15 protein-coding genes are annotated in these 19046 nt (G+C 74.8%); 8 read left to right on the top strand and 7 right to left on the bottom strand.

All coding sequences use genetic code 11. The features are described from left to right. The first annotated feature begins 57 nt into the window (after positions 1 to 57). The 3 genes from AB0E96_RS09770 to AB0E96_RS09760 are packed head-to-tail and all read left to right on the top strand — an operon-like array spanning position 58 to position 4687. Complete coding sequence (locus AB0E96_RS09770; RefSeq protein ID WP_359820723.1) at positions 58 to 846, top strand: ABC transporter permease subunit; 789 nt, start codon at positions 58 to 60, stop codon at positions 844 to 846. Continuing rightward, positions 843 to 2651 (top strand): ABC transporter ATP-binding protein, encoded by a 1809-nt coding sequence (locus AB0E96_RS09765; protein WP_359820721.1) that lies wholly within the window; start codon positions 843 to 845, stop codon positions 2649 to 2651. Before AB0E96_RS09770 ends, AB0E96_RS09765 begins: the two co-directional genes overlap by 4 nt. 47 nt (positions 2652 to 2698) lie before the next feature. Further along, positions 2699 to 4687 (top strand): hypothetical protein, encoded by a 1989-nt coding sequence (locus tag AB0E96_RS09760; protein WP_359820718.1) that lies wholly within the window; start codon positions 2699 to 2701, stop codon positions 4685 to 4687. Between the two features lie 118 nt (positions 4688 to 4805). On the opposite strand, the gene AB0E96_RS09755 is transcribed toward AB0E96_RS09760, so the two are convergent. Together AB0E96_RS09755 and AB0E96_RS09750 are read right to left on the bottom strand one after the other, a co-directional pair. Further along, entirely contained in the window at positions 4806 to 5774 is a 969-nt protein-coding gene (locus tag AB0E96_RS09755; protein WP_359820716.1) for an alpha/beta hydrolase, read from the bottom strand. 37 nt (positions 5775 to 5811) lie between these two features. Beyond that, complete coding sequence (locus AB0E96_RS09750; RefSeq protein ID WP_359820714.1) at positions 5812 to 6384, bottom strand: helix-turn-helix domain-containing protein; 573 nt, start codon at positions 6382 to 6384, stop codon at positions 5812 to 5814. A gap of 77 nt (positions 6385 to 6461) precedes the next feature. Here AB0E96_RS09750 and AB0E96_RS09745 point away from each other — a divergent pair, with 77 nt between their 5' ends. Continuing rightward, complete coding sequence (locus AB0E96_RS09745) at positions 6462 to 7634, top strand: saccharopine dehydrogenase NADP-binding domain-containing protein (RefSeq protein WP_359820711.1); 1173 nt, start codon at positions 6462 to 6464, stop codon at positions 7632 to 7634. Positions 7635 to 7660: 26 nt separating this feature from the next. Here AB0E96_RS09745 and AB0E96_RS09740 read toward each other — a convergent pair whose 3' ends face one another. The 3 genes from AB0E96_RS09740 to AB0E96_RS09730 form a co-directional block, all read right to left on the bottom strand. Continuing rightward, the gene (locus AB0E96_RS09740) at positions 7661 to 8941 is read right to left on the bottom strand and encodes a sulfatase-like hydrolase/transferase (RefSeq protein ID WP_359820708.1); all 1281 of its coding nucleotides are present in this window, start codon (positions 8939 to 8941) and stop codon (positions 7661 to 7663) included. 3 nt (positions 8942 to 8944) lie between these two features. After that, positions 8945 to 9943, bottom strand: coding sequence for a hydroxyacid dehydrogenase (locus AB0E96_RS09735; RefSeq protein WP_359820706.1), 999 nt, complete (start codon positions 9941 to 9943; stop codon positions 8945 to 8947). 96 nt (positions 9944 to 10039) lie between these two features. Beyond that, positions 10040 to 11254, bottom strand: coding sequence for an ROK family protein (locus AB0E96_RS09730; protein WP_359820704.1), 1215 nt, complete (start codon positions 11252 to 11254; stop codon positions 10040 to 10042). A gap of 110 nt (positions 11255 to 11364) precedes the next feature. Here AB0E96_RS09730 and AB0E96_RS09725 point away from each other — a divergent pair, with 110 nt between their 5' ends. The 4 genes from AB0E96_RS09725 to AB0E96_RS09710 all read left to right on the top strand — a co-directional run bounded on the left by AB0E96_RS09725 (position 11365) and on the right by AB0E96_RS09710 (position 15927). After that, positions 11365 to 12135, top strand: coding sequence for a sugar phosphate isomerase/epimerase family protein (locus tag AB0E96_RS09725; RefSeq protein ID WP_359820702.1), 771 nt, complete (start codon positions 11365 to 11367; stop codon positions 12133 to 12135). Positions 12136 to 12271: 136 nt separating this feature from the next. Further along, the gene (locus AB0E96_RS09720; protein ID WP_359820700.1) at positions 12272 to 13225 is read left to right on the top strand and encodes a Gfo/Idh/MocA family oxidoreductase; all 954 of its coding nucleotides are present in this window, start codon (positions 12272 to 12274) and stop codon (positions 13223 to 13225) included. 304 nt (positions 13226 to 13529) lie between these two features. After that, on the top strand, positions 13530 to 15317 hold the full coding sequence (locus tag AB0E96_RS09715) for an endonuclease/exonuclease/phosphatase family protein (protein ID WP_359820725.1): 1788 nt from the start codon (positions 13530 to 13532) through the stop codon (positions 15315 to 15317). 94 nt (positions 15318 to 15411) lie between these two features. Next, positions 15412 to 15927, top strand: a complete 516-nt coding sequence (locus tag AB0E96_RS09710; protein WP_359820697.1) for a GNAT family N-acetyltransferase — start codon at positions 15412 to 15414, stop codon at positions 15925 to 15927. A 58-nt stretch (positions 15928 to 15985) separates the two neighbouring features. Here the strand turns inward: AB0E96_RS09710 and AB0E96_RS09705 are convergent, their stop codons facing one another. Both AB0E96_RS09705 and AB0E96_RS09700 read right to left on the bottom strand, forming a co-directional pair. Beyond that, entirely contained in the window at positions 15986 to 18361 is a 2376-nt protein-coding gene (locus AB0E96_RS09705) for an excinuclease ABC subunit UvrA (RefSeq protein ID WP_359820695.1), read from the bottom strand. A 203-nt stretch (positions 18362 to 18564) separates the two neighbouring features. Then, the gene (locus AB0E96_RS09700) at positions 18565 to 18978 is read right to left on the bottom strand and encodes a VOC family protein (protein ID WP_359820692.1); all 414 of its coding nucleotides are present in this window, start codon (positions 18976 to 18978) and stop codon (positions 18565 to 18567) included. Positions 18979 to 19046: the final 68 nt, after the last annotated feature.

The following is a 19046-nucleotide window of genomic DNA, read 5'->3' as shown; positions in this document are numbered from 1 at the left end:
GATCGTGCCGCCCTTGCGGGTGACGTTCACCGAGGCGCCGAAGGTCTCCCGGCCCGGGTGCTCGAAGACCGGCGCGGGCGCACCGGCGCCCTCCTCGTCCTCCTGGTGGTGCTGCTGGGGCTGCTCGGCCCGCTGGCGGCCCTGGACCCGTACCGGCAGGGCCCGGACGCGCTGGCCGGGCCGTCCGCGGCCCACCTGCTGGGCACCGACGAGGTCGGCCGCGACCTGCTCGCCCGGGCGCTGGCCGGAATCCGCACCGAACTGCTGGTCTGCCTGCTGGCCGTCCCGGCCGCCGCCGTGCTCGGCACCGCTCTGGGGCTGCTCGGCGGCCTGAACCGGCTGCTCGGCGAAGCCGTCCAGCGGCTCTTCGACCTGCTGCTCGGCCTGCACGGCCTGCTGCTCGGCCTCGCGCTCGCCCTGCTGGTGCGCCCCGGGCTGGGCAGCGTGGTGGCCACCGTCGTGCTCAGCGCGCTGCCCTCCTTCGGCCGCCAGGCCCGGGCGGCCCTGCTCGGCCAGCTGGCCCGCGACCACGTGGTGGCCGCCCGGGTGCTCGGCGTGCCGCGCGGCCGGATCCTGCGCCGCCACGTGCTGCCCAACGTCGTCGACGCCACGACCGCGCTGCTCGCCGTGGCGATGGCGCACGCCGTCAAGATCGAGGGCGGGCTGAGCGTGCTGGGCCTCGGCATCCAGCCGCCCGCCCCCTCGCTCGGCACGATGATCAACACCGGCTCCAAGTACCTCTTCCTCCACCCGGGTTACGCCCTGGCACCGGTCGTCCTGCTCGGCCTGCTGGTGTTCGGCCTGACCCTGCTCGCCGATTCGTTCAACCGGGAGAGACTGCGGTGACCACGACCGAGACCGCCCAGACCCCGACCCCCGCCGCCGTGCCCGCCCCACCGCTGCTGGAGGTGCGCGGCCTGCGCGTCACGGCGGGCGGCGGCGAGGCGGTGCGCGGGGTGGACTTCACCGTGCGGCCGGGCGAGATCCTGGGCCTGGTCGGCGAGTCCGGGTCGGGCAAGACCCTCACCGCGCTGGCCGTCAACCGGATGCTGCCGCCGGGCTGCCGCACCACCGGCGGCACCGTCCGCTTCGACGGCACCGACCTGCTGGCCCTGCCCGAGCCCGCCGTGCGGGCGGTGCGCGGCCGGCGGATCGGCATGGTCTTCCAGGACCCGCTGGCCCATCTCAACCCCCGGATGCCGGTCGGCCGCCAGCTCGCCGAGGCCGCCCTGGTGCACGGCGCGAGCCGCCGCGAGGCCCGCGCCCGGGCGCTCGAACTGCTCGACCTGGTCGGCATCGAGGGGCCCGCGCGCCGCTACCGCGACCGGCCGCACGAGTTCTCCGGCGGCATGCGCCAGCGGGTGCTGATCGCGATGGCGATGGCCAACCGGCCCGAGCTGCTGATCGCCGACGAGCCCACCACGGCGCTCGACCCCAGCACCCGGGTGGAGATCCTCGACCTGCTGGTCCGGCTGCGCGACGAGACCGGCACCGCCGTGCTGCTGATCACCCACGACCTCGGCGTGGTGGCCCGCAGCTGCGACACCGTCCAGGTGATGTACGCCGGCCGGATCGTCGAACGGGCCCCGACCGGGCGGCTGGCCGCCGCGCCCCGGCACCGTTACACCGCCGGGCTGCTGGCCGGGGTGCCCCGGCTCGACGGCCCGCCCGGCCGGCCCCTCACCGTGATCGGCGGACGCCCGCCGGCGGCCGGCGAGGCACCGGCCGGCTGCGCCTTCGCCCCGCGCTGCGCGGCCGCCGCGGACCACTGCGCGACCTCGGAACCGGAGTGGACCGCCGACGGGGGCTCGGGCTTCGCCTGCCACCTCCCGGTGGGCAGCGCCGCAGTGACCGATCGTCAGGAGGCCTACAGGCCAAGGGAGGTGGTCGCTTCCGACCCCGTCCTGGTGGCCGAGGGGCTCACCGTCCGCTACGGCCGGCGCCGGCCCCCGGCCCTGGCGGACGTCTCACTGAGTGCCGCGCCGGGCCGGGCCGTCGGGGTGATCGGCGAGTCCGGCTCCGGCAAGTCCACCCTGGCCCGGGCGCTGCTCGGACTGGTGCGCCCGCAGGCCGGGACGGTGCGGGTGGACGGCCGGCCCTGGGCCGGGTCCGGCCGCGGCGAGGAGCGCGAGCTGCGGCGCCGGGTGCAGATGGTCTTCCAGGACCCGTACGCCTCGCTCAGCCCCCGGATGACGGTGCGCGAGGCCCTGGCCGAACCGCTGGCCACCCACGGGCTGCGCGACCGGGATCCGGCCGGGCTGTGCGAGCTCGTCGGCCTGCCGGAGGCCGTGCTCGACGCGCGGCCGCACCGCCTCTCCGGCGGACAGCGCCAGCGGGTCGCGATCGCGCGGGCCCTGGCCGTCGGCCCGCGGGTGCTGGTCGCCGACGAACCGACCTCGGCCCTGGACGTCTCCGTCCAGGCGCAGATCCTCAACCTCTTCGCCGACCTGCGCGAACGCACCGGCATCGGACTGGTGTTCATCTCGCACGACCTCGCGCTGGTCCGGCACCTGTGCGACGAGGTGCTGGTGCTGCGGCAGGGCCGGGTGGTCGAACGGGCCCCCACCGCGGAGCTGTTCGCCGCCCCCGCCCACCCGTACACCCGGCAGCTGCTCGCCGCCGCCGGCGCCGTGACCCCGCCCCGCCCGTGACCCCGCCCCGTGACCCCGCCCCGCCCGTGACCGGACCCTGGAGCCCCATGCCTGCCGTCAACCCCTCGCGCCGCCGACTCCTGCTCGGCACCGGCGCGGTGGCCGCCCTCTCGGTGCTCGGCCCGACCCCCGGCGCGGCCGCGACCACCGCGCCGGAGGTGACCGCACTCGGCCCCGGCAACGCCGACTTCCCCCTGATGAGCGCCACCCTGATCGGCGAGACCCTGTGGATCGGCTCGCGCAACCTCGCCCCCGCCCGGGTGATCGGCCACCACCTGCCGACCGGCCGGGTGACCACCACCGTCGAGCTGCCCACCGGCAACTTCGTCCAGGGCTCCGCCGCCCGGGACGGCGTCCTCCACCTGGGCGTCACCGACGCCCCCGGCGCGGCCAACCTCTACCGCTACGACGGGACGCTGACCGCGCTCGGCAACGTCCCCGGCGCCGACGTGCGGGACGTGGCCGTCGCCCCCGACGGCACCGTCTACGCGACCGGACGGCAGAAGGGCCGGGCCGCCGGCCCCGGCCTGTACGCCTGGAGCCCGGCCACCGGCGCCGTCACCGAGGTCGCCTCCCCGGCTCCGAACGCCACCCAGGGCCGCGCCGTCGCCGCCACCGCGACCCACGCCTACCTCGGCGTCGGCAGCAACCTCGCGGGCGGCGGCGGAGCCACCCGGGCGAGCCTGTACGCCGTCGAGCGGGCCACCGGCACCGTCACCGACATCACCCCGCCCGACCTGCGCGGCGACACGATCATCCGCCGGATCACCGTCCTCGGCGACGACCTGCTGGCCGTGTCCACCGAGGGCGCGCCCGCCCACGTCGCGCTGCTCGACCCCGCGGACCACCGGGTGCTGCGCTCCTTCGCCGTCCCCGGCACCAAGAGCGTCACCAACTTCCAGCGCCGCGGCGACGACCTCTGGTTCACCTCCACCGAGCACGGCGTGCTGTGGCACCACGACCTCGCCACCGGCACGCTCGAACAGCTCGCGGTGCCGGTGCCCGACGGCAACTCCTGGGGCCTCGGCCGGCTCGGCGACACCCTGGCGGGCGTCACCGAGGGCGGCACCGTGTGGACCCTGGACCTCGGCACCCGGGCCGTCACCACCCGGGACCTGGTCGAGGCGGGCGCGCCGGCCGCCGCCCAGCTCGGGATGTCGGTCGCGGCCCGCGCCGGGCGGGTGTACGTGGGCGGCAACGGCTCGCTCGCCCTGCACGACCTGGCCGCCGGCACCGTCCGCAAGCTCCCGGTGCCCGGCGAGGCCAAGGACACCCTGGTCCTCGACGACGGCACCCTCTACCTGGGCGTCTACTCCTCGCAGGGCATCTGGCGCTACCGCCCCGGCGTCGACCGGGCACCCGTCCAGGAGGCGGCGCTGCCCCAGGAGCAGAACCGGCCGCAGGTGATCCGGCTGGACCGGGACAACGGCCTGCTGCTGCTCGGCGTCCAGGCCGACACCACCGGCGGCGGCTCCTTCGTCACCTACCGGCCCGGCAGCGGCCGGCCCACCGTGCACACCGACCCGCTCGGCCCCGACCAGCTGGTGCGCGCGGTGGCGGCCGGCCGCGGCCAGGCCTTCCTCGGGGGCGACAACGCCCGGCCCACCGGTCCGCGCGGCGACCTCGCCGGCTGGGACCCGGTGGCCGGCCGCGAACTGTGGCGCACCGCGACGGACCTGGGCGCGGGCATCAGCAGCCTGGTCGTGCACGGCCACACCCTGTACGGGCTCACCGTGAACGGCCGGGCGTTCACCGTCGACCTGCGGGGCTCCGGGCGGCCCGGGTACGCCGCCGTGATCGGGCGCCGGGCCGACCTGGGGGCGGTGTCCGGCGCCAATCCCCGGCTGCTGGCCCTCGGCGGCACCCTGTACGGCGTCAGCGAGCGCACCCTGTTCCGGCTGGACCGCGACACCCTGGCCGCCACCGTGCTGGTCGAGCTGGACGCCGAGTGGTACAGCGGCGCCCGGCTGGCCGCGGACGAGGACGGCGTGCTCTACACCCTGCGCGGGCGCGAACTGATCGCCGTCCGGCCGTAGTTCCACCCGCGGACGGGGGCCGACCCGCCCGGGTCGGCCCCCGTCCGCGCCCTGGCTGAACAGCGGTGGGAGTTCAGCCGTCGACCGCGCGGGGCCGACCGCGCGGGGCGTGTGTCGGTCAGGCGGTGTTCTTGCTGACGAAGGCGGCGATGGCCTCCTCCATCTGCCGGAGACCGGGGTCTTCGAGAGGGTAGTGACCGGCGCCTTCGAGCATGACGGTGTCGACGGGGACCTTGGTGATGCGGGACAGGACGGGGACGCTGAGGTGGTGGGGGGTCCAGCGGTCCTCGGCCGGCTGGGTGAGCAGGACGGGGCAGGCGTCGAACTCGGGCGGCTCGACGGCGGGGGCGTAGGTGGCGTAGCTGTCGAGGAAGCGGACGCTGACCCAGTTGGCGGCGGAGGTCTGGTCCTTCATGAGGACCTTCATGGCGTCCGGGTCGTTGGCGAGGGCGGACATCTTGGAGGCCAGGCTCATCGGGTACTTGGCGGAGGCGGCGGGGGTCTTGGCGATCAGGCCCATGAGGGGGACGCCGGCGCGGGCGGTGAGCTTGTCGTGGGAGGTCTCGTCGCGGACCTGCTGGTCGCGCTGGTCGAGGAAGGTCATGCCGACGATGCCGCGCAGGGTGCCGCGGGGGGCCTTGGCGGCGACGTGGTAGGTGAGCATGCCGCCGGCGCTCAGCCCGTAGAGCACGATGGGGCGGTCGTCGCGGGACTGCTCGTACGCGAGGAAGTCGACGACGAGGTCGACCCAGTCGTCGTAGGACGGGGTGGTGCCGGGCTTGACCTTGGTGAGGCCGTAGCCGAGGTTGTCCAGGGCGACGGTCTCGAAGCCGCGCCGCGCCAGCGGTGCGCCCAGGATGAGCGACATCTGGCGGCCGTTGGTGCCCACGCCGTGGTGCAGGACGACCTTCGCCTTCGCCTCCGGGTTGCGGTAGCGGTCGAGGTGGACGCGGTTCCCGCGCCAGTCCCAGTACTCCTCCTCGGGCGCGGTGGCGTCGGTCAGCCGCAGGCGCTCGGGCAGGAACTGCTGGAGGTCGCGCCACGCCTGCTGGTCGCGGTAGTAGTCGGGGGCGGGGGTGCTGTGCATGAGGGTGCGCCTTTCGGGCGGGGCCGGCCCGTGCGGGTCAACCGGGGGTGGACGTGGTGGAGGCGAGGGCCCCGCGAGTGATCATCCGCACGCCGGTCAGCAGTTCGTCGCGGACGGCGTCGGTGTCGCGCAGGTCCTCCTCCAGGCCGCGGGTGAAGGTGAGCAGCACGGCGGCAGCCTGCCGCGCGCCGTCCCCGGCGGCCCGGGCGAGGGTCGATGTGAGGAGTGCGGCCAGGTGGTCGGTGTAGGCGGTGACCAGGCCGGGGGCCTGGGCGGTGGCCGCGGACAACAGCTCCTGGGCGTGGGCGGGGCTGTCCTGCCAGAGCCGGATGGCGACCTCCAGCTTCACCGTGAGGACGGCGAGGACCGTCTCCTCCGCGGTGGCCGCCGCCTCGGCCGCGGCATCCGAAGCGGCGGTGGCCCGCTCCAGCAGCGACCGGACGACCTTGACGATCGCCTCCTCCTTGCTCCCCACGTACTTGTAGACCGTCGGGCGCGACAGCTGCGACTCCTCGACGATGTCGGAGACCGTGGTGCGGCGGTAGCCGTTGCGGCAGAAGCAGCGGTACGCGGCGTCGAGGACGAGCTGGGAGGAGGGGACCTTCGGCATGCCTACAAAGTTAACACCAGAGCGCAAATGTGTAAAGCTGGAGGTGTCCCCGAACCCTCCGCACGAAAGGCACCATCGTGGACAAGCGCAGAATCCTCCTGCTCGGAGCGACCGGCTTCACCGGCCGCCGCGTGCTGCGCGAGCTGCTCGCCCGCGGCGAGGAGCCGACCCTGGTCGGCCGCAGCCGCGCGAGGATGCTCGCCCTGGCCGAGAACCTCCGGGCCGATCTGGACGTCATCGAGGCCGACGCCACCTCGGAGTCCGACCTCGCCGGCGTCTTCGAGCCCACCGACGTCGTCGTCTCCACCGTAGGACCATTCGCCCGGCTCGGCCTGCCCGCCGTCACCGCCGCGGCCCGGGCCGGGGCCCACTACCTCGACTCCACCGGAGAACCCCCCTTCATCCGGCAGGCGTTCGCCCTGGGCGACATCGCCGCCGCCAGCGGCGCGACCATCGTTCCGGCCTTCGGCTACGACTACCTCCCCGGCAACCTCGCCGGCGCCCTCGCCCTCACCCGTGCGGGCGAACAGGCGCGCCGCGTCGAGATCGGCTACTTCCTCACCCGCTCCGGCCACGGCGACGAGACGCGCTACCGCAGCACCCTGCGCGACGCCTTCACCCTCACCACCGGCGGCACCCGCGCCTCACTCGTCGGCTCCGCCGTCGAGGACGCCTTCGCCCACCGCCGCCCCCGCACCGGCGGCCCCGCCCGCCTCACCACCGAGCACACCGGCGCCCGCCTGCTCACCTTCCGCCACGCGGGCCTCACCCGCACCGCACTGACCGTCGGCGGCTCCGAGCACCTCGGCCTGCCCGAGGCCTTCCCCCACCTCGACAGCGTCGACGTGGGCCTGGGCTGGTTCGGCCGGGCCACCCGCCTCGTCCGGGCCGGCACCCGCCTCGCCGCACCCTTGCTGCACACCCCCGCGATCCGTGGCGCCGTCACCAAGCTCTCCGAGCGTCTCCCCGGTTCCGCCCGCGAACCCGACCCCGACGGCCGGGCCCTCGTCATCGCCACCGCCCGCGACGCGGCAGGCCGCCCCCTGGCCACCACCGCCCTCACCGGCCCCGACCCCTACGAGATGACCGCCTCCCTCCTCGCCTGGGGAGCCGGCCACGCTGCCGCCCCCGGCGCCGTCCTCACCCCCGGCGCCCACGGCCCCGTCACGGCCTTCGGACTCCGGACACTCCGCGACGGCGCCACGCAGGCCCGCCTGCACGAAACCGAGCACACGACCATCCCGGGGTAGGCGACCAGGGACAGCGGGACGACGCTTCAGGACACGGCCCGTGGCACGAACCGCGCGAACGGGTCGGAGACCCGGGCGCAGTGCTCGGACAGCAGGGTCCGGAAACGGGCGAGCAGCGCCGCGTGCCGGGCGTCCACCGCGAGGTTGACCAGTTCGCCGGGGTCGGTGGCGAGGTCGAAGAGCTGCTCCCGGTGGTCGCCCCAGGCGTAGCAGACGTACTTGTGCCGCCCGGCGCGGACCATCCGGCCGAGGGCGTTGTTGAAGCCGGGGATCTCCCAGCGGGTCTCGACCACCACGCTGTCGTGCGGGAGTGCGGCGCGGACGCTGCGACCCGGCAGGCCGTCGGGCACCTCGACGCCGGCCAGGTCGCAGAGCGTCGGGATGAGGTCCAGCCCGGCCGCGACCAGCCGCTCGTCCACCGCGCCGGCGGGCACCCCGGGACCGGTGACCACCAGCGGCACCCGCACGCACTCCTCGTACAGGGCCCACTTCTGGTTCCAGCGGTGGGCGCCCGCGCCGTCCCCGTGGTCGGAGCTGAACACCACCACGGTCTCCCGGTCGCCGCCGCGCTCCGCGAGCGCGTCCAGCAGCAGGCGGATGTGCCGGTCCACCCGTTCCACGAGGGCGTAGTAGGCGTGCCGGTAGCGGCGCCAGTCGTCCTCGCGCCACTCGGCGGTCGGGTGGGTGTGCGGCTGGGCGAGCCGGGCCAGCCGGGGCAGCGCCGGATCGTACGGCCCGACCGGGAAGTTGGCGGGCAGCGGCGGGAGTTCGGCGACGGGCGGCGCGGGCGGGAGCGGGCCGGTGCGCGGGTCCTGGCCGCGGGCCCACTCGCAGATGCCGTGCGGCTCCAGGAAGGAGGCGACCAGCAGGAACGGCCGGTCGCGCGGCGCGCGGACGAACGCGGCGGCGGCGCGGGCGAGTCCGGCGTCGTCGCCCGCCGGGTGGATCCGGCGGAAGCCCCGGTCGGCGGGCAGGTCCAGTTCGGGCAGGTGCCACTTGCCGCCGTAGCCGCAGTCGTACCCGGCCCCGGTGAACAGCCGTCCGAGCAGCGGGTCCTCGGGGCCGCCGGTGTTGCCGGTGACGCCGACCGTGCTGGGCAGCCGGCCGGTCATCAGGCTGGCCCGCGAGGGGGTGCAGAGCGGCTGGGCGCAGTAGGCGGCGGGGTAGCGGGTGCCGGCGGCGGCGAGCGCGTCCATCGCGGGGGTGCGCAGGTACGGGTTCCCGGCGGCGCTCATCGCGTCCGCGGTCTGCTGGTCGGTGAGGATCAGCACCACGTCGGGGTGGCGTCGGTTCAGGGGCTCCGGCACGGGTCAGGCCATCCGTTCGTAGGTGTGCGGGTCGAGTGCCCGGCGCAGTGGCGCTCCGCGCAGCCAGCGCTCGAACTCGCCGACGACCAGGTCCCCGAGGCGGCGGCGCTCCAGCCCCCGGCTGCCCGCCAGGTGCGGGGTGACGACCACGTTGGGCAGGGTGAACAGCGGCGAGCCGGGCAGCGGCGGCTCGGGGTCGGTCACGTCCAGCACGGCGAAGAGGTCGGGCCGCTCGGTGAGCACCGCCAGCAGCGCGGGCTCGTCCAGGACGGCGCCGCGCGAGGTGTTGACCAGTGTCGCGCCGGGCCGCATCGAGCCGAGCAGCCGCCGGCCGACGAGGCCGCGGGTCGCCGGCAGCAGCGGGGTGTGGACGCTCACCACGTCGGCGGTGGCGAAGAGTTCCTCCAGGTCGACGGCGTGCACCCCGGGCGGGGCGGGGGCGTACGGGTCGTGCGCGAGGACCCGGACGTCGTAGCCGCGCAGCATCTCGCAGACCAGCCGTCCGGTCGCGCCGAGCGACAGGATCCCGACCGTGGAGCCGTAGCCGCCGGGGGTGCGGGCGGCGGGGACGGCGGCGCGGGCGGCCCGGGCGGCGAGCACGTGGCGCCAGCCGCCCTTGAGGGCGTAGACGATCTGGGCCACGGTGAACTCCGCGACCGGGACGGCGTTGGCGTGCGCGGCGGTGACGATCGGGACGTCCGCCGCCCAGAACGCCTCGCCGGCGATCCGGCGCACCGATCCGGCGGCGTAGAGGACCAGCCGCAGGCGGGGGAGCCGGGCCAGCGCGGCGGCGTCCAGGACGGGGCCGCCCCAGCCGGTGAACAGCACCTCGACCTCGCGCAGCGCCTCCGGTGCGGCGGCCAGTCGCTCGGCGCTCCACACGCCGTCGGGGGAGGCCGGATCGGCCAGCACCTCGGCCCGGGCGGCGACCCGGGCGCGTGCCTCGGGGCCGTAGACGTCGGGGAAGCGCTCCGGGTCCATCGCGAAGGCGGCGGTGGGCATCCGGTTCTCCTCGGGTCGCTGACGCACAAGGAGTTTCTATCATAGTGAGAAATAGTGGCGGGAGGAGAGGGGCGCAGGGCGGCCGGGCCCCGGGCCTCAGCGCGTGATGAAGGTGGCCCCGTCCGCGAGCCGGACCGCCGCCGCGGCCGCGCCGACCAGCTCGGTGGTGGTGCTGTGCACGACCACCAGGCGCGGCAGCACCGGCACCCGGCCCTGCAGCCGGCTCTCGATCGCGGCCGGCAGCTCGCCGCCGCTCTCCCAGAACAGCCGCCCGCCGAGGGCGATCAGCTCCGGCGCCAGCACGGCGCTGAGATTGGCCACCAACAGCGCCAGGTCGTCGGTGAGTTCGCCGATCAGCCGGACGGCCGCCGGATCGCCCTCCCGCCCCAGCCGGAACAGCCCCGCCACCCGCTCGGCCGGGCTGCCGGACACCGCCAGGCCGGCCTCGGTGATCCGCCGGTCCAGCGCGTGGTCGCCGATCCTCGCCTGGGTGTCGCCGGTCCACCCGAGTGGCCGGTCCAGCGCCGCGTGCCCGGCCATCAGATGGCCCAGCGCCCCGGCCGCGCCCAGCCGGCCGCGGTGCAGCCGGCCGTCCAGCACGATCCCGGCGCCGACCTCGATGCCCACCACGACCGCCGCCAGGTCCCGCACCCCGGACGCGGCCGGGGACTCCCGGACGGCCAGCGCGACCAGGTTGACGTTGCTCTCCACCGCCACCGGCACGCCGTACCGCTCCTGCAGCAGCACCCCGAGCCGCAGCCCGGGCCAGTCCAGCGCGGGCGCGAACTCCACCAGCCCGGTCCGGTCCCGCACCACCCCGGGCACACCCGCCACGAGGGCGCGGGGGGCGCCCGCGTGGCGGCCGGCCCAGTCCCGCAGGCCGTCCACCAGGTCCAGCAGCGGGCCGGTCAGGTCCCCGGCGGCGATCTCCCGCGGCCGGTCCGGGCCGGGGAACGCCCAGTGGTGCTCGGCCTCGTGCAGCACCGTGCCGTCCAGCGCCGCCACCACGCCGACGATCCGCCGCGGGCGCATCGCGATCGCCAGGACGGTCTGCGCGCGGGCGTTGTAGCGGATCAGCTGCGGGGGCCGGCCGCCGCTGGACGGCGCCCGCTCCGTCTCCACCTCCACCAGCCCCTCGGCGCGCAGCACCTCCACCAGCCGGTGCACGGTCGCGGTGCTCAGCCCGCTCTCGGCGGCCAGCCGCTGCCGGGACAGCGTGCCGTGCCGTCGCAGCACCTCCAGCAGGACGGTCTGGTTCACCTGCGCGACGGTCTGGGTCGTCGCCGTGGCGGGGGTGCGGCTCGTGGGCATCACGTGCTCCTCGGACCGGGCCGGGGCCCGGGCGGTCAGGACTTTGTCTCGGCTTGAATATATCCTTGGCCCGGCCCTCCCGGGCCGCCCGACCAGCCACGGAGGCCGCCATGCCGCTCGCCTACTCCACGCTCGGCGTCCCCGGGCTCCCGCTGGCCGAGGCCGCCCGGCTCGCCGCCGACCACGGCTGGGACGGGCTCGAACTGCGCTGCGCCGAAGGCGAGCCGGTCCACCCCGCGATGACGGGGCCGCAACGCCGCGCCGCGGTCCGCACCCTGCGGGCCCACGGCCTCACCCCGCTCGCCCTCGCCTCCTACGTCGGCGTCGCCGCCCCCGGGCCCGACGGCCCGGTGACCGACGCGCTCCGCGACCACCTGCGGCTCGCCGCCGGCCTTGGCGCGGCCGCCGTCCGGGTCTTCCCGCGCGGCGGCGACGGCCCCCGTCCGGCGGCCGACGACCGGGCCGTCCGGCGGCTCGCGGCGGTCGCGGAGGAGGCGGGAGCGCTCGGCGTGCGGATCCTGGTCGAGACCCACGACTCCCACCGGGGCGGACGAGCGGTGGCCGCCCTGCTGGCCCGGGTCGCCCACCCGGCCGTCGGGGCCCTGTGGGACCTGATGCACACCCACCTCGCCGGGGAGACCCCGGCCGAGAGCCACGCCGCGCTCGCCCCGTACCTCGGCCACGTCCAGGTCAAGGACATCGCCGGGCCGCACGACCGCACCCCGCTCCCGCTGGGCGCCGGCGTCCTGCCGATCGCCGACTGCCTGCGCCTGCTGCCGCCCGAGGCCTGGATCTGCTGGGAGTACGAGGCCCCGTGGCACCCGGCCGCCGCCCCCCTGCCCCCGCTCCTCGCGTCCGGCGCGGCCTTCCTCACGGCCTGACACCCCGGACCCGGCCCCGGCCCCGGCCCCGCGCACCCGAGGAGCCGGGCCGCCCGGGCCCCGACCGGCCGTACGGCCCCGGCGCGCGGCACATAGGGTGGGGGCGGCCGACGATCACGCACCACCAGGAGTCCCCATGAGTTCGACCGCCGCCCCCGAGACCCCGCTCCCGGTCGGGGTGATCGGCCTCGGCGACATCGCGCAGAAGGCCTACCTGCCGGTGCTCACCGCGCTGCCCGGGCTCGACCTGCGGCTGATGACCCGGGACGCGGCCAAACTCGACCGGATCGGCGAGGCCCACCGGATCGCCCCCGAGCACCGCTTCACCGACCTCGGCGCGCTGATCGGCAGCGGCATCCGCGCCGCCTTCGTGCACGCCGCCACCGACCAGCACGTCCCGATCGTCGAGCAGCTGCTCACCGCCGGGGTGGACGTCTACGTCGACAAGCCGCTCGACTACACCTTGGACGGCGCCCGCCGGCTGGTCGGCCTCGCCGACCGCACCGGCCGCTCGCTGATGGTCGGCTTCAACCGCCGCCACGCCCCCGGCTACGCCCAGGCCAAGGAGCGCCCGCGCGACCTGATCGTGCTCCAGAAGAACCGCGAGGGCCTGGCCGAGGCCGCCCGCACCCTGGTGTACGACGACTTCATCCACGTCGTGGACGTGCTGCGCTTCCTGGCCCCCGGCGAGATCGAGCACGTGGACGTCCGGGCCCGCACCCGGGACGGGCTGGTCGAGCACGTGGTGCTCACCCTCGGCGGGGAGGGGTTCACCGCGCTCGGCATCATGAACCGGGTCTCCGGTTCGACGGAGGAGGTGCTGGAGGTCTCCGGCGGGGACTCCAAGCGCGAGGTGCACAACCTGGCCGAGGTGATCGACCACCGCGGCCAGCCCACCGTCCGCCGCCGCGGCGACTGGGTGCCGGTGGCCCGCCAGCGCGGCATCGAGCAGTGCGTGCTCGCCTTCCTGACGGCCGTCCGCGCCGGGCGCACCCTGGACGCCCACGACGCGCTGCGCACCCACGAGCTGTGCGAGCTGATCGTGGAGCGGATCGAGGCTTCCTGGGAGCCGGCTGGGAGCGGGCTGTGAGAAGCCGGGACTGACCCGGCGTCACGTCACCCCCCGGGAACCGACAGTTCACCGCCAGGGTCTTGTCGGGGGATTTTCTACGCGCGTATCTTAGGGGCGCCGCGGGGGGCGGGAGCCCGTCCTCCGCTTCTTCTCTACGCGAGTAGCCGCGCTCGAAGCGCGCCTCCGCCCGGACCGCCGTGCCACACCAGTGCCGCACGACGGAGCTAGGAGTCCTGCCCCGGTGACCACCGCCCCCGCTCCCCGCCCCCGCAGAGCCCTGCTGCGCGCCGCCCTGATCCCGGCCTCGCTGGCCGCCTCGCTGATGCTCGTCCCGCTGCCGGTGGCGAACGCCGCGGCCGCCGCCACCCCGGCCCCGACCGAGGCCGGGCCGCTGCGGATCCACGACATCCAGGGCTCCACCCGGATATCCCCGCAGGCCGGCAAGGCCGTCACCGGCGTGCCCGGCATCGTCACCGGCGTGCGCGCGTACGGCAGTTCCAAGGGCTTCTGGCTCCAGGACCCGAACCCGGACGCCGACCCGGCCACCAGCGAGGGCGTCTTCGTCTTCACCGGCGGCAACCCGACCGTCAAGGTCGGCGACTCCGTGCTGGTGAGCGGCAAGGTCACCGAGTACTACCCGAACCTCGGCGGCGGCTCGCAGTCCCTCACTGAGATCTCCGCCCCCGGCGTCACCGTCCTGTCGGCCGGAAACCCGCTGCCCGCCCCGGTCGTCGTGGACACCCGCAACATCCCCGGCACCTACGCCCCGCCGGCCGGCCCGGACGGCTCCATCGACGGCGTGGCGCTCAACCCGGAGAAGTACACCCTGGACTTCTACGAGTCCCTGGAGGGCATGCTCGTCCAGGTCAAGGACGTCCGGGTGATCCAGGCGACCGACAAGTACAACGAGCTGTGGGTCGCCGCCGACCGCCAGGACCAGCGCAGCAAGCGCGGCGGCGTGCTGTACGAGTCCTACCGCGAGCCCAACGTCGGCCGCCTGATGATCCAGCAGCAGGCGCCGGTCAACCAGCAGCCCTTCCCGGTGGCCAACGTCGGCGACGAGCTGACCGGCACCACCACCGGCCCGCTGGACTACAACAACTTCGGCGGCTACACCCTGGTCGCCGGCACCATGGGCACGCTGAAGGACAACCACCTCCAGCGCGAGGTCACCGCCCAGGCGACCGACCGCGAACTCACCCTCGCCACCTACAACGTGGAGAACCTGGCCCCGGGCAACCCGGACGCCAAGTTCGCCGAGCTGGCCCAGGGCGTCGTCACCAACCTGCGCTCGCCCGACATCGTCGCCCTGGAGGAGATCCAGGACAACAACGGCAGCAAGAACGACGGCACGGTGGACGCGAGCCAGACCGTCGCCAAGTTCGTCGCCGCGATCAAGGCGGCCGGCGGCCCGGCCTACGACTGGCGCTCGGTCGACCCGCAGGACGGCAAGGACGGCGGCGAGCCCGGCGGCAACATCCGCCAGGTCTTCCTGTTCAACCCGCAGCGGGTGTCCTTCACCGACATCCCCGGCGGCACCGCCACCACCGCCGTCGGCGTGACCGGCACCGGCGCGAGCACCGCGCTGACCGCCTCGCCCGGCCGGATCGCGCCCGAGGACGAGGCCTGGACCAACAGCCGCAAGCCGCTGGTCGGCCAGTTCTCCTTCCGCGGCAAGAAGGTCTTCGTCATCGCCAACCACTTCAACAGCAAGGGCGGCGACCAGGGCATCGACAGCCGCTTCCAGCAGCCGACCCGCGGCTCCGAGGTGCAGCGGATCAAGCAGGCCACCGTCGAGCAGGGCTTCGTCGCCCAGCTGCTGGCCGCCGACAAGGAGGCCAAGGTCGTCTCCCTCGGCGACTTCAACGACTACCAGTTCTCGCCCGCGCTGGCCGCGCTCACCAAGGACGGCGTGCTGCGCGATCTGGTGAACGAGCTGCCGGAGACCGAGCAGTACTCGTACGTCTACCAGGGCAACTCCCAGGTGCTGGACCACATCCTGGTCAGCCCCGAGGTCGGCTACGCCAAGTACGACGTGGTGCACATCAACGCCGAGTTCGCCCAGCAGGCCAGCGACCACGACCCGCAGGTGGTCCGCATCAAGCCGTAGCGCCGCCGGCCCCGGCGCCCGCCCCGGCTATCCTGCCTCCGCCGCCCGGTGATCACCGGGCGGCGGAGGCAGTCGTCGTACGACGGGGGAGCGCATGTCGGTGGAGTACCGGATCGAGCGGATCGGGCGGGCCGACTGGCAGCGCCTGCGGAAGGTGCGGCTGGCCCAGCTCCTGGACACGCCCCTGGCCTTCGGCGAGACCCACGAGTACGCCGCCCACCAGGGCGAGGGCAACTGGCGGGCCCGGTGCGACTGGGTCAACGAGCCCGACAAGCTCGGCCTGGTCGCGGTGGACGCCGCGGGCGAGTGGGTCGGCACCATGCTGTCCGTGCCGAACCGGGAACACCCCGGCGCCGTCGACCTGATCGGCGTCTGGGTGGACCCGGCGCACCGGGGCCGCGAACGCGGCGTCGCCGACGCCCTGCTGGACGCGGTGCTCGCCTGGGCACGGGTCCGGGGCGCCGGGCGGATGCTGCTCGGGGTGCACGAGGAGAACCCCCGCGCCGCCGCCTTCTACCGGCGGCGCGGGTTCGCCTACACGGGGGAGGCCACGCCGTACGTGCTGGACACCTCGGCGCGGATCCTGGAGATGGCCCTCCCGCTGGACTGACCCGGGGCCCGGCGGCCCGGCCCGGCCCGGGTGTCGGGCCCCGGCCCCCTACCCGCTCTCAGCCCAGGTACTGGGCCAGCGCCTCGCCGGTCAGGGTGGAGCGCGCGGCCACCAGCTCGGCCGGGGTGCCCTCGAAGACCACCCGTCCGCCGTCGTGGCCGGCGCCCGGGCCGAGGTCGATGATCCAGTCGGCGTGCGCCATCACGGCCGGGTGGTGCTCGATCACGATGACCGACTTGCCGGACTCGACCAGCCGGTCCAGCAGCCCGAGCAGCTGCTCGACGTCGGCCAGGTGCAGCCCGGTGGTCGGCTCGTCCAGCACGTAGACACCGCCCTTGTCCGCCATGTGGGTGGCCAGCTTGAGCCGCTGCCGCTCGCCGCCGGACAGCGTGGTGAGCGGCTGGCCGAGGCTGAGGTAGCCGAGCCCGACGTCGGCGAGCCGCTCCAGGACGCGGTGCGCGGCCGGGAGCTTCGCCTCCCCGGAGCCGAAGAACTCCTCCGCCTCCGTCACCGACATCGCCAGGACCTCGGCGATGTCCCGCCCGCCCAGGTGGTACTCCAGCACCGCGGGCTGGTACCGCTTGCCCTCGCAGTCCTCGCAGGTGGTGGCCACCCCGGCCATCATCGCCAGGTCGGTGTAGACCACCCCGGCGCCGTTGCAGGTCGGGCAGGCGCCCTCGGAGTTGGCGCTGAACAGGGCCGGCTTCACGCCGTTGGCCTTGGCGAAGGCCTTGCGGATCGGCTCCAGCAGCCCGGTGTAGGTGGCGGGGTTGCTGCGCCGGGAGCCCTTGATCGAGCCCTGGTCGACGGAGACCACGCCCTCACTGGCCGGGATCGAGCCGTGGATCAGCGAGCTCTTGCCGGAGCCGGCCACGCCCGTCACCACCGTGAGCACCCCGAGCGGGACGTCCACGTCCACGTCGCGCAGGTTGTGGGTGCCCGCGCCGCGGATCTCCAGCTTCCCGGTGGGCTCGCGCACGGCGTCGCGCAGCGCCGTCCGGTCGGCCAGGTGGCGGCCGGTCACCGTGCCGCTGGTGCGCAGCCCCGCCACGTCGCCCTCGTAGCAGACCGTGCCGCCGGCCGTACCGGCCCCGGGACCGAGGTCGACGACGTGGTCGGCGATCGCGATGGTCTGCGGCTTGTGCTCGACGACCAGCACCGTGTTGCCCTTGTCCCGCAGGCGCAGCAGCAGCTTGTTCATCCGGTCGATGTCGTGCGGGTGCAGGCCGGTGGTGGGCTCGTCGAAGACGTACGTGGTGTCGGTGAGCGAGGAGCCGAGGTGGCGGATCATCTTGACCCGCTGGGCCTCGCCACCGGAGAGGGTGCCGGAGGGGCGGTCCAGCGAGAGGTAGCCGAGGCCGATCTCCACGAAGGAGTCGAGGGTCTGCCGGAGCGTGCCGAGCAGCGGCGCCACCGAGGGCTCGTCGAGGTCGCGGACCCAGGCGGCGAGGTCGCTGATCTGCATCGCGCAGGCGTCGGCGATGCTGATGCCCGCGACCTTGGAGGAACGGGCCGCCGCGCTGAGCCGGGTGCCCTCGCAGTCGGGGCAGGAGGTGAAGGTGACGGCCCGCTCCACGAAGGCCCGGATGTGCGGCTGCAACGCGTCCTTGTCCTTGGACAGCATGGACTTCTGGATCTTGGGGATCAGGCCCTCGTAGGTGAGGTTGACGCCGTTGACCTTGACCTTGGTCGGCTCCCGGTACAGGAAGTCCCGCATCTCCTTCTCGGTGAACTGCCGGATCGGCTTGTCCGGGTCGAGGAAGCCCGAGTTGGCGTAGACGCCGACCGTCCACCAGCTGTCCGTCTTCCAGCCGGGGATGGTGAAGGCGCCCTCGGAGATCGACTTGCTGTCGTCGTACAGCTGGGTGAGGTCGATGTCCGAGACGGTGCCGCGGCCCTCGCAGCGCGGGCACATGCCGCCGGTGATGCTGAAGCTGCGCCGCTCCTTGACCGTCCTGCCCGCGCGCTCGACGGTGACGGCGCCGGCGCCGCTGATCGAGGGGACGTTGAAGGAGAAGGCCTTGGGCGAGCCGATGTGCGGGGTGCCCAGACGGCTGAAGAGGATGCGCAGCATCGCGTTGGCGTCGGTGGCGGTGCCGACGGTGGAGCGCGGGTCGGCGCCCATCCGCTGCTGGTCGACGATGATCGCGGTGGTCAGGCCCTCGAGGACGTCCACCTCGGGGCGGGCCAGGGAGGGCATGAAGCCCTGGACGAAGGCGCTGTAGGTCTCGTTGATCAGCCGCTGGGACTCGGCGGCCACGGTGTCGAAGACCAGCGAGCTCTTGCCCGAGCCGGACACCCCGGTGAAGACCGTCAGCCGGCGCTTGGGAAGGTCGACGCTGACGTCCTTGAGGTTGTTCTCGCGCGCACCGTGCACGCGGATCAGGTCGTGGCTGTCGGCGACGTGCGGCTGTGCGTCCGTCCGCTTGGGCATCGTTCTCTTCGCTCCCTGGCTCTCGGCGGTCTGTGGGGGTGGGTGGGCCCGCCCCGGGCCGCCGTCGGTGGGTCGGTGTGCTCGAACCCTTCGATCCAACCATCGATCCGGGTCGGGACCGGACGGCCTCGGGAGCGGGTGGCTCCGGGTACGGGTACGGGCGGCGGTGGGCTCGGGGCGGGCCCGGGGCGGTGCCGGTGGGCTCAGCCCAGCTCGTTGAAGCGGACCATGTTCCCCGCCGGGTCGCGGAAGGCGCAGTCGCGGACGCCGTACGGCTGCCGGGTCGGCTCCTGGACCAGCTCCGCGCCGCCGGACTTCAGCCGGTCGAAGACGCCGTCCAGGTCGCGGGTGCCCAGGACGAGCCGGGCGTAGGTGCCCTTGGCCATCATCTCGGTGATGGTCCGCTGCTCCTCCTCGGTGCGGCCCGGGTCGGCGGACGCCGGCTCCAGCACCAGGGAGACGTCGGGCTGGTCGGCGGGGCCGACGGTGATCCAGCGCATCGGGCCGCCGCCGACGTCGCTGCGCACCTCGAAGCCGAGCAGGTCGCGGTAGAAGGCGAGGGAGGCCTCGGGGTCGGTGTGCGGGAGGAAGGTCCAGTGAATGGTGATGTCGCTCATGACCGCAACGCTAGGCGCGCACCCCGGCCGGGCGCTTCTCGAATCCTGATCGGTTGGTCCCCGGCGGC

The sequence above is a fragment of the Kitasatospora sp. NPDC036755 genome, assembly GCF_040636595.1.
Lineage (GTDB): Bacteria > Actinomycetota > Actinomycetes > Streptomycetales > Streptomycetaceae > Kitasatospora.
This window is presented reverse-complemented; position numbering and strand designations above follow the sequence as displayed.

What these genes read in the sequence shown, in the direction of transcription:
- AB0E96_RS09760 (WP_359820718.1), top strand. Translation starts at nt 2,699, where the DNA reads ATGCCTGCCGTCAACCCCTCGCGCCGCCGACTCCTGCTCGGCACCGGC.
- AB0E96_RS09755 (WP_359820716.1), bottom strand. Translation starts at nt 5,774, where the DNA reads ATGCACAGCACCCCCGCCCCCGACTACTACCGCGACCAGCAGGCGTGG.
- AB0E96_RS09750 (WP_359820714.1), bottom strand. Translation starts at nt 6,384, where the DNA reads ATGCCGAAGGTCCCCTCCTCCCAGCTCGTCCTCGACGCCGCGTACCGC.
- AB0E96_RS09735 (WP_359820706.1), bottom strand. Translation starts at nt 9,943, where the DNA reads ATGCCCACCGCCGCCTTCGCGATGGACCCGGAGCGCTTCCCCGACGTC.
- AB0E96_RS09730 (WP_359820704.1), bottom strand. Translation starts at nt 11,254, where the DNA reads ATGCCCACGAGCCGCACCCCCGCCACGGCGACGACCCAGACCGTCGCG.
- AB0E96_RS09725 (WP_359820702.1), top strand. Translation starts at nt 11,365, where the DNA reads ATGCCGCTCGCCTACTCCACGCTCGGCGTCCCCGGGCTCCCGCTGGCC.
- AB0E96_RS09720 (WP_359820700.1), top strand. Translation starts at nt 12,272, where the DNA reads ATGAGTTCGACCGCCGCCCCCGAGACCCCGCTCCCGGTCGGGGTGATC.
- AB0E96_RS09715 (WP_359820725.1), top strand. Translation starts at nt 13,530, where the DNA reads ATGCTCGTCCCGCTGCCGGTGGCGAACGCCGCGGCCGCCGCCACCCCG.
- AB0E96_RS09710 (WP_359820697.1), top strand. Translation starts at nt 15,412, where the DNA reads ATGTCGGTGGAGTACCGGATCGAGCGGATCGGGCGGGCCGACTGGCAG.
- AB0E96_RS09705 (WP_359820695.1), bottom strand. Translation starts at nt 18,361, where the DNA reads ATGCCCAAGCGGACGGACGCACAGCCGCACGTCGCCGACAGCCACGAC.
- AB0E96_RS09700 (WP_359820692.1), bottom strand. Translation starts at nt 18,978, where the DNA reads ATGAGCGACATCACCATTCACTGGACCTTCCTCCCGCACACCGACCCC.